14 protein-coding genes are annotated in these 12,379 nt (G+C 72.5%); 7 read left to right on the top strand and 7 right to left on the bottom strand.

Translation table 11 applies throughout. From position 1 onward, the window contains the following. Positions 1–54 precede the first annotated feature (54 nt). The 3 genes from AC069K_RS01215 to AC069K_RS01205 all read left to right on the top strand — a co-directional run bounded on the left by AC069K_RS01215 (position 55) and on the right by AC069K_RS01205 (position 2,554). A complete protein-coding gene (locus AC069K_RS01215) occupies positions 55–936 on the top strand; it encodes a diacylglycerol/lipid kinase family protein (protein WP_478610802.1) in 882 nt (293 codons plus the stop codon). Between the two features lie 123 nt (positions 937–1,059). Beyond that, positions 1,060–1,560, top strand: coding sequence for a VanZ family protein (locus AC069K_RS01210; protein ID WP_478610799.1), 501 nt, complete (start codon positions 1,060–1,062; stop codon positions 1,558–1,560). A 214-nt stretch (positions 1,561–1,774) separates the two neighbouring features. After that, positions 1,775–2,554: a VOC family protein gene (locus tag AC069K_RS01205; protein WP_478610796.1), complete on the top strand. Its 780-nt coding sequence runs from the start codon at positions 1,775–1,777 to the stop codon at positions 2,552–2,554. Between the two features lie 15 nt (positions 2,555–2,569). Here AC069K_RS01205 and AC069K_RS01200 read toward each other — a convergent pair whose 3' ends face one another. From AC069K_RS01200 to AC069K_RS01180, 5 genes are all read right to left on the bottom strand, one after another. Continuing rightward, the gene (locus tag AC069K_RS01200) at positions 2,570–3,124 is read right to left on the bottom strand and encodes a GNAT family N-acetyltransferase (RefSeq protein ID WP_478610793.1); all 555 of its coding nucleotides are present in this window, start codon (positions 3,122–3,124) and stop codon (positions 2,570–2,572) included. Further along, a complete protein-coding gene (locus AC069K_RS01195; RefSeq protein WP_478610790.1) occupies positions 3,117–4,454 on the bottom strand; it encodes an MFS transporter in 1,338 nt (445 codons plus the stop codon). Before AC069K_RS01195 ends, AC069K_RS01200 begins: the two co-directional genes overlap by 8 nt. Positions 4,455–4,562: 108 nt before the next feature. Continuing rightward, positions 4,563–5,090, bottom strand: a complete 528-nt coding sequence (locus tag AC069K_RS01190; protein ID WP_478610787.1) for a hypothetical protein — start codon at positions 5,088–5,090, stop codon at positions 4,563–4,565. A gap of 46 nt (positions 5,091–5,136) precedes the next feature. Further along, positions 5,137–5,298: a hypothetical protein gene (locus AC069K_RS01185; RefSeq protein ID WP_365113589.1), complete on the bottom strand. Its 162-nt coding sequence runs from the start codon at positions 5,296–5,298 to the stop codon at positions 5,137–5,139. A 220-nt stretch (positions 5,299–5,518) separates the two neighbouring features. Then, a complete protein-coding gene (locus AC069K_RS01180) occupies positions 5,519–5,725 on the bottom strand; it encodes a DUF1918 domain-containing protein (protein ID WP_358831627.1) in 207 nt (68 codons plus the stop codon). A gap of 140 nt (positions 5,726–5,865) precedes the next feature. Between AC069K_RS01180 and AC069K_RS01175 the strand changes: the two genes are divergently transcribed. From AC069K_RS01175 to AC069K_RS01165, 3 genes are all read left to right on the top strand, one after another. Then, a complete protein-coding gene (locus tag AC069K_RS01175; RefSeq protein ID WP_478610780.1) occupies positions 5,866–6,702 on the top strand; it encodes an NAD(P)H-binding protein in 837 nt (278 codons plus the stop codon). A 328-nt stretch (positions 6,703–7,030) separates the two neighbouring features. Then, positions 7,031–7,873, top strand: a complete 843-nt coding sequence (locus AC069K_RS01170; RefSeq protein ID WP_478610777.1) for a DUF1206 domain-containing protein — start codon at positions 7,031–7,033, stop codon at positions 7,871–7,873. Between the two features lie 434 nt (positions 7,874–8,307). Beyond that, positions 8,308–9,168, top strand: a complete 861-nt coding sequence (locus AC069K_RS01165) for a SigB/SigF/SigG family RNA polymerase sigma factor (protein WP_478610774.1) — start codon at positions 8,308–8,310, stop codon at positions 9,166–9,168. 267 nt (positions 9,169–9,435) lie between these two features. On the opposite strand, the gene AC069K_RS01160 is transcribed toward AC069K_RS01165, so the two are convergent. Next, the gene (locus AC069K_RS01160) at positions 9,436–9,813 is read right to left on the bottom strand and encodes an ATP-binding protein (RefSeq protein ID WP_365113251.1); all 378 of its coding nucleotides are present in this window, start codon (positions 9,811–9,813) and stop codon (positions 9,436–9,438) included. 226 nt (positions 9,814–10,039) lie between these two features. Beyond that, complete coding sequence (locus AC069K_RS01155) at positions 10,040–11,032, bottom strand: alpha/beta hydrolase (RefSeq protein ID WP_365113248.1); 993 nt, start codon at positions 11,030–11,032, stop codon at positions 10,040–10,042. 380 nt (positions 11,033–11,412) lie between these two features. Between AC069K_RS01155 and AC069K_RS01150 the strand changes: the two genes are divergently transcribed. Next, complete coding sequence (locus AC069K_RS01150) at positions 11,413–12,213, top strand: hypothetical protein (protein ID WP_478610769.1); 801 nt, start codon at positions 11,413–11,415, stop codon at positions 12,211–12,213. Positions 12,214–12,379: the final 166 nt, after the last annotated feature.

Raw genomic sequence — 12,379 nt, 5'->3', positions numbered from 1 at the left:
GCATCCCCCTCCCCCGCCCGCAAGCACACCGTCGTCGCCCATCGGAGCGTAGCCATGCGACAGTTCACGGCCGTCGTCAACCCCACCGCGGGCGGGTCGCAGGGCGCCGCCGCCCTGATCCCGCTGGCCCGGCTGCTGCGCGAAGGAGGGGCCGGGCTGGAGGTCGAGTACAGCCGCGGCCTCGACCACGCGCGCACCCTCGCCCGCCGGGCCGCCGAGCAGGGCCGGGTGGTGCTCGGGGTCGGCGGCGACGGCATGGCGGGATGCGTGGCGGGGGCCCTGGCCGGAACGGACGCTCTGGTGGGCATCGTGCCGGCCGGGCGCGGCAACGACTTCGCCCGGGCCCTCGGACTGCCCTCCGAGCCCGCCGCGCTGGCCGGGATCCTGCTGCGCGGCGAGCCGAGGAAGGTCGACGCCATCGAGGTCGAGTCGGCCGTGCACGACAGGATCGCCGTCCTCGGCAGCGTCTACGCCGGGGTCGACGCGGTGGCCAACCGCCACGCCAACGCCTCGCGGCTGCTGCGCGGCGCCGCCTCGTACTACATGGGCGGACTGCGCGCGGTGGCGGGCTGGCGCACCGCGCACTACCGCGTGACCGTCGACGGCACGGTCCACGAGCGCAGCGGCTACACCGTCGTCGCCGCCAACTCCGGGTACTACGGCTTCGGCCGGCACATCGCGCCGGGCGCGGCCGTCGACGACGGGCTGCTGGACGTGGTCATCCTCCACGACTCCCCCCGCCGGCTGTTCTTCACCGTCATGCGGGAGCTGGAGGACGGCAGCCACGTCCGCCGCCCGCAGGTGGAGGTCCTGCGCGGCCGCGAGGTGCGCATCGAGGCGGACCGCCCGCTGCCGTACGGGGCGGACGGCGAGGTCGAGGCCGTCCTGCCGGTCACCGCGCGCGTCCTGCCGGGAGCCCTCAGCCTGCTCGCGTGAGGCGTGCCCCGCACGCCGGGGCGTACCGTCCGCGTTACGGGGAATCCGCTCGGCATGACCACTCGAGCCGAACGGGCACAGACACGAACGGACAGGCGGGTCACGGCAGTTCGGGTCCTGATCATGCTGGTGGCGTTCGCGGCGCTGGTGGCCTTCTCCGTCGTGCTCGCCGAGCTGACCCTGACCCCCTCGCCCGCCTCACGGGACATCGCGGGAGCCAACCTGCGGCCGGGGCACTCGCTGCGCGAGTACGCCGACGACTACACCTTCCTCGCCGCCTGCCGGCAGGTCGGCGGCAACCTGCTGCTGGGCGTGCCCTTCGGGCTGATCCTGCCGGTGCTGGTGCGGCGGCGGCTGCGGGCGGTGCGCGTCCTGCTGTACACGGTCGCCGTGATGGTCTTCGTCGAACTGGTGCAGGGGGCGCTCGTCGAGGGGCGCGCCTTCGACGTGGACGACGTCATCCTCAACACCACCGGGGCACTGCTCGGCTATCTGCTGCTGGGCCGCCGGATGGGGCGCGGCTTCCACCACCTCGGGGAGCCGCGGCACGAGGACGAGAAGCCGGTCCGCACGCGCCGCCCGTGGCACTTCGGCGTGCGGCGGGCCGCGGCACCGCGCCGCTGAGAACCGCGGCCCCGTACGGGCGCGCGGCCCGTCCGCCCCGCGTCCGTACGGGGCCGCTCCCTGGGGCCGTCACCCGTTCCGCCCTTCCGCGTGCCCGACGCGCGACCCTGTCACTACGATCCGATAGGGGCTGGTTCGTCCCCGGGAGGACACCGGCCCGGCTGCGGACTCCCCCGCCCGTACGGCCGGATCCGCGAGAGGCAGGCACGCACCCATGCTCAGTACCGACTTCGTCACCGGCGCACCCAACTGGCTCGACCTGGGCAGCCCCGACACGGCCGCCTCCGCCGACTTCTACAGCGGTGTCTTCCGTTGGGACTTCCAGTCGGCGGGCCCCGACGCCGGCGGGTACGGCTTCTTCCAGAAGGGCGGCAAAACCGTCGCCGCGCTGGGCCCGCTCACCGAGGAGGGCGCGAAGCCGGCCTGGACGGTGTACTTCCTGACCCCGGACGCGGACGCCACCGCGAAGGCGGTCGAGCAGGCCGGCGGGACGGTACGGGCGGAGCCCTTCGACGTCATGGACGCGGGCCGGATGGCGTGCCTGACCGACCCGGGCGGCGCCGAGTTCTCCGTCTGGCAGCCCGCCGCCACCCGGGGCCTGGAGCAGACGTCCCAGGAGGACGCGCTGTGCTGGGCCGAGCTGCACGCCGGGGACGTACCGGCCGCGCTGTCCTTCTACCGCTCGCTGTTCGGCTGGCGCTCCCAGGAGATGGAGGCGCCGGGCATGACCTACACCGTGCTCTCCACCGCCGAGGGCGACCAGCAGGACGCCACGTTCGGCGGCGTCGCCACGGCCCAGGAGGGCATGGAGCCGCGGTGGATCCCGTACTTCGCGGTGGCCGACGCGGATGCCACCACCGACCGGGCGCGGGAGCGCGGCGGCTCGGTGCTCATGCCCCCGGCCGACGTGCCGGGCGTCGGGCGGATCGCCTGGCTGTCCGACCCCCACGGCGCGCCCTTCGCCATCCTCAAGCCCGCTCCCCAGCAGGGCTGACTCCGCCCGCGGTCCTCACATCGGGTACGAGAGCAGCCGCACCGGGCCGTCGGGCCAGGGCTCGTCGTCGTGCAGCGGTGTCCACATGGTCCGCAGGGGCATGACGACGGGTCCCGCGGGCTGCTCCACCTCGACGGGCCGGTCCAGGACGCGCCAGCCGAGGCGTTCGTAGAGGGCGGTGAGCGGCGGCCGGCAGAACAGGAGCGCGTGCCGCGGGCCCCTGGTGCGCGCGTGCTCCAGCGCCGCGCCCACGACCAGCCGCGCCAGGCCGTGTCCGCGCAGACCGGGGGCGACCGCCACCCCGCCGACGCCCATCACCGGTGTGGTGGCACCGCCGATCGACATCCGCAGCGGCAGCAGCCCCGCGTGCGCCACCAGGCGGCCCTCGTGCCGTATGCCGAAGTGGTCCTCCTTGGGAAGCCAGGTCAGACCGGTGTGCGCGACCCCGAACGGGTCGGCGCCGTCACCCAGGATCTCGCGCTGGTCCGCCGGGGTGTAACCGGCCAGCCGCTCCACGGTGGACGGCGGGAACAGCGGGGCGGGCGACGGGGAATGGGGGCCATCAGTCATCTCGACATGATCCACTACGGACCGGCTCCTGGCCAGGGCCGCTCGGAACGGGGCCGGCCGCGGCCGTCCCCGCCTGCTCGGGACGGCGCGCGCGGACCGGGGTGAACAGCGCGAGGACCGCGACGAGCAGACAGCACACCCCGGCGAGGAAGCACACCGGGCCCGTGCCGTACCGCTGCGCGGCCCAGGTGAGGACGGCCGCGCCGATGGGCGCCGCCGAGTAGTGGATGGTCCAGAAGGCCGAGGTGACCCGGCCGAGCAGATGGTCCGGGGTCACCTCCTGCCGCAGCGACATCGAGCAGGTCCCCGACACGCTCACACAGCCCAGGAACACGGCGGTCAGGATCGCGATCCCGGCCACGCTCCCGGCCGACCCCACCGCCGCCAGGGCGAGCCCGCAGACCGCGACCCCGCCGGTCCAGGTCACACCGAAGCCGAGCCGGTGGCGGACCGGGGCGACGAACAGCGCCCCGGCGACCGTGCCCAGCGCGCCGACCGCGAAGACGGTGCCGACCGCGCCGTCGCCCTGCTCCAGATCGTGCTTGAGGTGATAGATGATCAGGTCGTTGAGGCCGAGCGTCAGGAAGCTGAAGACGGACAGCAGGATCGTCAGGCTGCGCAGCACCGGATGGCTCCGCAGGAACGACACCCCGGCGACAAGCTCCTTGCCCAGCGGCTCGCGCCGCCGCTCCCGCACCCCCGCGTCACCGGATCCGGCGCGCCCGGTGAACCGTACGAAGGTCAGGCAGGCGGCCGACACCCCGAAGCTCGCCGCGTCCACCGCGACGGCCGCCGCCGGGCCCAGCCAGGCCGCCACGACGCCCGCGAGCAGCGGGCCGACGACACCGGCCGCCGCGGCGGTTGCGTTCAGCCGCCCGTTGGCCTCGGTGATGCGGTCGCCCGGTACGAGGGACCGGACGACGGTGACGTAGGTGACGGAGAAGAACATGCCGACGGCCTCGGCCAGCGGGAGGACCACGTACAGCAGCCAGATCTGCGGGCCGAACGCCCAGGCCACCGGGATCAGCGCGTACAGCACCAGCCGCACCAGGTCGGACGCGATGAGCAGTTTCCTTCGGTCCAGCCGGTCGACCACGACTCCGGCGAACACCCCCGTGCCGACCGCGGCCACTCCCGCCGCACCTGTCAGCAGCCCCATCTGCGCGACGGAGCCCGTCGCGTGCAGCACCAGGAGCGGGAGCGCGACCAGGGCGAACGAGTCACCGACGACGGAGAGGGTCTGCGCGGCCCAGAAGACACCGAAGTCACGGTCACGCCACAGGGAACGCGAACGGGCCGACACGGACTCGTCACCGGTGAGTTCAGGCATCCGGGGAGGGTAGTACGCGGGCCCGCGCCGAGTCCTCTCAATTTCCGTGCGTCCCGCAGGACTCGGGCTCCCCACGCGGTGCCACGGCACCCCGGGCCGCGCGGCGCCTCACAGGTCGTGGACCGCCGTGCGGGCGGCGGAGACGAAGGCCAGGACCGACTCCCAGAACGGGTCGTAGCACTGGTCGAAGTGCGCCGCGGCGTCCGGCTCGCCCTCGATCGACGCCCCAAGTGCCCGGTGCGGAGGGCGCGTCGCGAGCCGGAGCCTCTCGGCGGCCGCGGCCACGTTGTCCGGACCCTCCAGGTTGATCACCCAGATGAAGTGGCGGAGCCTGCCGTACTCCACCCGCAGACTGGCCTGCACTTCCCGCAGCGCGGGGAGCTGTTCGGCATGGGTGCCGCCCGACTTGTGGATGTCCGACACCGTCCAGTACAGCTCCGCCATCTTGTGTGCCTGCTCGATCAGGCTCACGTACGCCGACCGACGCGCCTCGCCGACGCGGAGAGTGCGTTGGGTCCGTTCGGTGGCGGCGGCCTGGATCTGGGCCGCGCGGGCGGTACCGCGGCTGGTGACCCAGCTGGCGAGCACCGCCGTGCCCGCGGTCAGCGACGAGATCCAGAGGGCGGAGTCGGTCACGCCCGGGACCCTTCCCCGGCGCGCTCCCCCCGATGCGCCCGCGGCCTCACGAGGCCGCCCCGCCGTTGACCCACAGCTGCGCGTGCCGGCCGGAGTCACACCGGGTCACCATTCCGACGAGCGGGAACGAGCCGATCCGCCGAGGGTCGTCCGGCGCGAGCGGCTCCGCCCCGCTGCCGCTCAGATCGACCCCATGCTCCCCGCCCACCGGCGTGCCCCCTTCACTCGCCCACCCCTGGTGCACCACCCGTCACTTCAGGGAGATCGACACCTTCCCATGGATGACATGTTCGCGCAGGGAAAGGCTCCCGTGAGCAAGGAACGGGCGTACGAGAAAAAGGTGTCAAGCGGCCGTGTCCGTCGGCTATTTCAGGACGACCTCTCCCACTCGGGGCACGGGCCGGCGGCCCCTTCTGCCGGAACCCCTCCTACCGGTGCCCCTCCCTCCGCTCGTCCGCCGACCGCACCGCGCAGTCGGGGCCCGGCGACATGATCGACTCATGTCCGTCGGGGAAGCGGACCCGGTAGGGCGGTGTGCCGCCCTCCCCCAGGATCTGGACGATCTCGCCCGTACGGTCGTGCTGGCCCACGACCCTGCCGTGCTGCACCAGCTGGTCACCCTCGGTCGCTCGCATCGAGGCCTCCCTCGGAAGCGGACTGGTCGGTACCTGCATTTTATGACTGTTTATGACCTACCGCCCCGATAAACCCGTTCCAGCCTCCTTGCCCTGTCGGAAATCTCCGCCCAAACTGCTCCCGACCGAGGAGGACGCGGATGACCACCCTGGTGATCGGAGCACGCGGCAGCGTCGGACGGCAGGTGCTCGACCAGCTCCTCGCCCTGGGCGAGCCGGTCCGGGCCTCGGCACGCGACCCGCGGAAGGCGGACCTGCCGTCCGGGGTGCAGGTGGTCGCGGCCGACCTCGACAGGCCGTCGACGCTTCCGGCCGCGCTCCGGGGCGTACGCCAGGTGTTCGTGTACGCGACCGGGGCGGGCATGGCGGACTTCGCGGCGGCCGCCCGCGCCGCAGGCGTCGAGCACGTGGTGGCCCTCTCCTCCGGGAGCGTCCTCCTGCCGTACGCCCAGGGCAACGCGATCGCCGAGGAGCACCGGGCGATGGAGGCGGCGCTGGCGGCCTCGGGGGTGCGCTGGACCCCCATCCGGCCGCTCGTGCTCGCCAACAACGCGCTGACCTGGTCGTCCTCGATCCGTACCGAGGGCGTGGTCCGGCTCCTGCACCCGGAGGCGATGACGGCGCCCATCCATGAGCGCGATGTGGCGGCCGCCGCCGTCGCGGCGCTGACCGGTGTCCCGGCGACCGGGCTCAGCGACCTGCTCACGGGTGGCGAGCTGCTGTCGCAGCGCCGCCAGGTGGAGCTGATCGGCGAGGCCGCGGGCCGGCGCATCCGCGTCGAGGAGCTCGGCGAGGCGCAGGCGCGCCGCGAGTTCGCGCGGTTCGGGTCGCCCGAGGCAGCGGCCTCGATCGTGCAGTTCCTCACCGCCGCCGCCCGGGGCGGCTCCCCGGCGACCGGGACCGCGCGCCGGGTGCTGGGGCGGCCCCCGCTGCCGTTCGCGCGGTGGGCGGCCGACCACGCGGCGAGGTTCCTCTGACGGCGGCGGGCCGCAGGTACTGCGCCATCTGTCCGCCCCTCGTCGTCGCCATCACCACCATCGGCATCGACGACGGCACGCTCGGCGCCGGCGAGGGCGCGGCACTCGTCGGCGCGGCCATCCTGACCGTACTTCTCCTGCCGCTCACCGCCCTGCGCCTGCGACCGGCGGTCGCCACCGTGGAGCGGCGGCGGGGGCCAGGCGGCGGAGTCCTGGTGACCGGCCCCCGGCCACCGTCCTACCGGCTCGCGGCACACCCCGCGGTTGCCCGGGGCAAGGCGGGGTTGTCCGGGGCGGGCCGGGGCACCCGCACTTCGGGAGGTGGGCCGTGGAGGTGGGAACGGTGGCGGGGTCCGGTCGGATGCGGGCGCGACGGGCGGCGCGGGGTCCGGTGGTGGAGGGCGCCGCGCGGGCCGGGTTCGTGGCGCGGGGCGTCATCTACATCCTGGTGGGGCTGCTGGCCGCCCGGGTGGCCACAGGCAGCGACCGCGGCCGGCAGGCCGACAGGGAGGGGGCGCTCGCGGAGATAGGGCAGCGGCCCATGGGGACGTTCGTCCTGTGGGCGCTGGCGGTGGCGCTCGCCGGTATGGCACTGTGGCGCCTGTCGGAGGCGGTCTTCGGGGCCGCCGGCGCCGACGGACGCAAGGCGCGCAAGCGTCTGCTCTCCGCGGCGCGCTGTGTCTTCTACGGTTTCGTCGCGTACACCGTCTCCACATACGCGCTCGGCGACCGCCGGAGCGAGGGCGGCTCCAGCGACCGCGCGTCCCAGGACGTCACGGCCCGGCTGCTCGACCTGCCGGGCGGGCGCTGGATGGTGGGCGCGGCCGGGGTGGTCGCGATCGGGGTCGGGGTGTGGATCGCGGCCCGCGCCGCGCTGCGCAAGTACCACGACCGGATGCGGCTGGACGAGATGTCGGAGCGCACCCGCCGACTGGTGGACTGCACGGGCGTGGCCGGCGGGATCGCGCGGGGCGCCGTCTTCACCACCGCGGGCGGCTTCGCCCTGTGGGCGGCGGTCGGCTTCGACCCGAACCGGGCCAAGGGCATGGACGACACCCTGCGCTCCTTCACCCACACCCCGGTCGGGCCGTGGCTGCTGATGGCCGTGGCCGCGGGCTTGGTGCTCTTCGGGCTGTTCTCCTTCGCGATGGCCCGCTGGCGCAAGTTCTGAGCCGACGGACCGCGCCGAGCGGGGCTCGGGCGGACTTCGCGGGTCGGCACCGCGCGCGGGGCGCCTACGGCGAGGAGCGACAGGCCGCTCTCGACGTACGCGTAGCCGAAGTCGTACAGCGCGCGGTCGTAGCCGGGGCGGGCCGCCACCGCCGCGGCCGCCCGGTCGAGGTCGTGGAGCCCGGCCGTCGGCGCGGCGCGGTGGACCACGAGCGCCAGCCGCCTCGTCCGCGGGCGGACCCTCCCCGCGCTTCCGCGGCCCCCGCACGGCGTGGCTCGCGTGAGATCATGGTCATGATCTTCCACGCGGGGGGGCGCTCCGAACGGGATTCCCATCGGATCGAAAATTCACCGTGTGGGATGTGGGTTCGCGGGTACACGCTCCTCGCGTTGGTACGCGTTGGAAGCTTGTACAGGTCGATCGAGGGAGAGATCATGACGACGGTCGAGGTCAGCACCATGGCGGGTCCGCGGAGCCAGGTGGCGCCCGAGCTGCCCCTGGTGGAGTGCCCCGACAAGCTCGCGCCGCGGGACGCACGGGAGCTGTCGCGCCTCTTCTTCGAGCAGCTCGCGGTTCTGGAGGAGGGCACGCCCGCCTACCAGTACGCGCGCAACACGCTTATCGAGATGAACATGTCGCTCGTGCGCTTCGCCGCCCGGCGCTTCCGCCAGTACGCGGACGAGATCGAGGACGTCGTCCAGGTGGGCATGATCGGTCTGATCAAGGCGATCGACCGGTTCGAGCTGTCGCGCGAGACGCAGTTCGCCACGTTCGCCGTGCCGTACGTCGTCGGCGAGATGAAGCGCTTCTTCCGCGACACCACCTGGGCCGTGCACGTTCCGCGCCGCCTCCAGGAGCGCCGGACGGAGCTGGGGAAGGCGCGGGCCGAGCTGGAGAGCCGTCTCGACCGCTCCCCCACGGTCAAGGAACTGGCCGCCCTGATGGACATCAGCGAGGAAGAGGTCCTGGAGGCCCAGCTGGCCGCCAACGGCTACCACTCCTCGTCCCTCGACGCCGCCCTGTCCGGCAACGAGGAGGAGGGTGAGGCGGCGCTCGCCGACATCATCGGCTGGGAGGACCCGGCCATGGAGCTGGTCGAGGACTTCCAGGCCCTCGCACCCGCGATGGACACCCTGACCGAGCGCGAGCGCTTCGTCGTGCATCTCCGGTTCGTGGAGGAGCGCACCCAGGCGGAGATCGGCGAGACGCTCGGTGTCTCGCAGATGCAGGTGTCCCGCATCCTGCGCCGGATCCTCACCAAGCTCCGCACCGGCATGGGCGTCGTCGCGGAATGAGCGCGATCAGCGCCATGATCCGGCCGGCGCCCGGGCGCCGTGGCCCTTCATCGACGTAAGCACGTCACAGCGCGAGCGAGTCGGCGTCAGGACGCACACCAGCGTCCTGGCGCCGGCTCGTTCGCGCCTGTGCCCGCATCGCTCGGAGCACCAGCACTCACGGAGAGAATTGTTCGGGAAAGGGAAGAGGGCGGCCGCCCCGGGCTCATGGAGGTCACCGGGGGAAGAGCAGAGGCAACAACCGCGGCAGGGCGCCTGGAGCGCCGCTCACAGCGGCAGGAAGACCTGGATGCGCTTGCCTCCGGCAGGCAGCAGGCTCACGGTGACGCTGGTCGCCAGGCGGCAGATCATCGGCCAGCCGTAACCGCCGGGGGTGAAGTCCGCGGTGGGCGCCTTCGTGGTGGGAAGCGCGTCACTCGCGTCCTCGACCACCAGCCGCAGCCCCACCCGGTCCGCCATCGCCTCGAAGGCGGTCACACCGCCGGCGTGCCGCAGCGCGTTCGTCACCAGCTCCGAAGTCACCAGGAGGGCGTCCGCGACCACGGGGTCCTGCGTCGACGGCCGCTCCAGCGCGGCGCCCAGCAGGTCCGTCACACGCCTGCGCGCCTCCGCGGCGTCGACCGGTACCAGACCGGTCCTCCACATCGGAGCCGTTTCCTCACTCACGTCACTGCCCCCGTCCTGCATGCGCAACCGCCCGCACTAGCCCCTGCGCACCTGCCCAGGGTTCCCACACGTCAATCCCCTCGCTCTCGCCAGGGGCGGCCCCGTCGCGACGGGGGACGCGACGGGGCCTTGGGTTCCAGGTGCCCTGAGGTACCGGAATCATGCTCGTGATGCCCGTCACACCGGCGTGACAAGGCGGCGGCCGTTACGAGGACGGTGCCAGCATCCGCTTGCTGATCCACTCCAGAGGACCGTCGCCGAGGGACTTCGCGTACTGCCGTCCGCTGTGGTGACCGTTCTGGATCATATACAGATTCGTTCTGACCGGACCCTTGCCGTACCTGGCGAGGAAGTCCTTCACCTTGGCCTGGCCCGATTCCTTGGTGCCCAGCATGATCGAGAGGTTCACCGTCGGGCCGCCCTTGTTGATCAGATCCTGGGCGAGCTGCTCCGGGTTGTTGGCCTGCTGCTCCTTCTCGTGGCCCTTCCACAGCGGGGAGTCCGGGCGGGTGTCGGGGCCGCCGGCGATCGCGGCGCCGAACCGGCGGGGGTATTGCAGCATCATCTTCATCCCGACATAGCCGCCGGAGGAGGACCCGAAGAAACCCCAGCCCCTGGGATCCTTGAACGTACGGAAGTTCTCCCGCACCAGGTCCGGGACGTCGTCCGACATCCAGGTGCCCATCTTCGGCCGGCCGGGTATGTCACTGCCGTCGTAGTAGTTCTTCTTGTCCGCGTTCAGTACCGGCATGACCACCACGAACGGCAGGCTCCTGCCCTGCCGCGCCTGTTCCGCGATGGTTTCCTGGAGCTTGAGGTCGGCGCCGTACCAGTAGTTGGTGGGATACCCGTTGCTGCCGGGGAGTGCGATCAGTACCGGAAAGGCGCTGTTCTTGTACTTCTCCTCGAAGTACTGCTTCGGGGCCCACGCCCACACCTTCCCCTCGAAGCCCGACTTCCGGCCCTTCAGCGTCGTGCGCACCACCTTGGTGCCGTCGGCGAGTTCCCGCTGCACACTCCACTCGCGCGGGTTGGTCGGCAACTGCACCTTGCTGTTGCCGGGCGCCCGGCTGCGGCTCGTCGGCTTCGCGGCCTGGTCGCCGAAGCTCACCGGGTCGCTGTCCTCGGAACACCCGGCGACCAGCAGGGCCGAGCAGAGAGCGAGCACCGCAACCGGTGCCGTGGACGGGCGCTTCATACACCAACTCCGAATTCGATGGGCGGTGCGCCGCGCAGGACGGCACCGGACGGGAAAGGGCCACCCGCGCCGTACCTCCGCACACACGCCGATCGAAATCCCCGTTCCGGGCGAACAGATGCGCCCGGGGCCCGTGACGTTCCCCGGAACACCCTGTGATCCCACTCACCCGTGTCCGCGGACGACGCCGACGGCGGCCACCGCACCGGGTCCCAGGGGGATATGGGGGTTTCTCTCATCAACTCTTTAGTGTGCAGGCGAATCAGACGGGCTGCGGTTGTTTGGGTAAGGTGTGTATCTTTTGCCTACTCGCCTGTGCTGTGCCCGCAGCAAGGGCCGGCATCCGGCGGCATCATTCAGCACGAGGAAAGCGACATCCCATGGCGGACGAGCCGGACACCACCACACTCAAGGACCAGTACGCGGCGCGGGTCACCGCCGATCTGGAAGCCAACCAGCAGGACCAGTCACGTATCCGCGCCGAACTCGACGCCCTGAAGGGCCGGCTCGAAGCCCTGGAGCGGGATCACGGTCTGCTCCAGACCATGCACCACACCCTCACCGGTGCCGCCGCCGCGGCGGGCAGGACGGCCACCGCCGTCCAGCGCACCCCCGCGAAGACCACCACCCCGAAGGCCGCCACCCCGAAGGCCGGCAAGGCCGACACCGCGAAGACCGCGACGACGAGGACCGCGACGACGAAGAGCGCCTCCGGCAAATCGGTGAAGACGGCCGCACCGGCCAAGGTGCCCACCCCCCGCTCCAAGAAGACCGAGATCACCACCGAGGTCACGGCCACGGTCAAGTCCCCGGCCAAGTCGGCGGTCAAGTCCGCGGCCAAGCCCGCCGGCACCCCCCGCAAGAACACCGCTCCCGCGAAGACCGTTTCCCGGGGCAAGGCGGAGACCTCCGGCCCCACCCTGCGGGAAGTCGTCCTCGGCCTCTTCGCCGGTCACCAGGAGCCGCGTACGGTCGCCGACATCCTCACCGAGCTGACCACCGCCCACCCGGACCGCGCCACCAGCGCCCAGGTGGTCCGCAACACCCTCGAAGCACTGGTCGCCAAGGGCGAGTTGGAGCGCGAGCGCAAGCAGGGCTCCGTCTTCTACACCGCTCCCGACAAGGGCACCGCCGGGACGGCCGGTACACCCACCGCCGACGCCGTCCCCGTGAAGGCCTGACACTCCTCGTCCACCGGGGTCGGATCGGGTCGACGGCCTTCCCCCGGGTCTACGGCCTTCCCCGGACCGACGACTTTCTCGCCGTACGGCATCGGCCGCGCAGAGCCCGGCGGACAGCACCCTGTCCGCCGAGCCCCGTGCCCCGCGTGCCCCCCTGTCCACCCCC

The sequence above is a fragment of the Streptomyces sp. NPDC043908 genome, from assembly GCF_056435525.1.
Note: the sequence above shows the minus strand (reverse complement) of the source record. Positions and strands in the feature narration are given on the sequence as shown.

Excerpts from the sequence above, each read along its gene's own strand:
- AC069K_RS01215 (WP_478610802.1), top strand. The coding sequence starts at position 55 with ATGCGACAGTTCACGGCCGTCGTCAACCCCACCGCGGGCGGGTCGCAG.
- AC069K_RS01210 (WP_478610799.1), top strand. The coding sequence starts at position 1,060 with ATGCTGGTGGCGTTCGCGGCGCTGGTGGCCTTCTCCGTCGTGCTCGCC.
- AC069K_RS01205 (WP_478610796.1), top strand. The coding sequence starts at position 1,775 with ATGCTCAGTACCGACTTCGTCACCGGCGCACCCAACTGGCTCGACCTG.
- AC069K_RS01200 (WP_478610793.1), bottom strand. The coding sequence starts at position 3,124 with ATGACTGATGGCCCCCATTCCCCGTCGCCCGCCCCGCTGTTCCCGCCG.
- AC069K_RS01195 (WP_478610790.1), bottom strand. The coding sequence starts at position 4,454 with ATGCCTGAACTCACCGGTGACGAGTCCGTGTCGGCCCGTTCGCGTTCC.
- AC069K_RS01180 (WP_358831627.1), bottom strand. The coding sequence starts at position 5,725 with ATGCGAGCGACCGAGGGTGACCAGCTGGTGCAGCACGGCAGGGTCGTG.
- AC069K_RS01175 (WP_478610780.1), top strand. The coding sequence starts at position 5,866 with ATGACCACCCTGGTGATCGGAGCACGCGGCAGCGTCGGACGGCAGGTG.
- AC069K_RS01165 (WP_478610774.1), top strand. The coding sequence starts at position 8,308 with ATGACGACGGTCGAGGTCAGCACCATGGCGGGTCCGCGGAGCCAGGTG.
- AC069K_RS01160 (WP_365113251.1), bottom strand. The coding sequence starts at position 9,813 with ATGTGGAGGACCGGTCTGGTACCGGTCGACGCCGCGGAGGCGCGCAGG.
- AC069K_RS01155 (WP_365113248.1), bottom strand. The coding sequence starts at position 11,032 with ATGAAGCGCCCGTCCACGGCACCGGTTGCGGTGCTCGCTCTCTGCTCG.
- AC069K_RS01150 (WP_478610769.1), top strand. The coding sequence starts at position 11,413 with ATGGCGGACGAGCCGGACACCACCACACTCAAGGACCAGTACGCGGCG.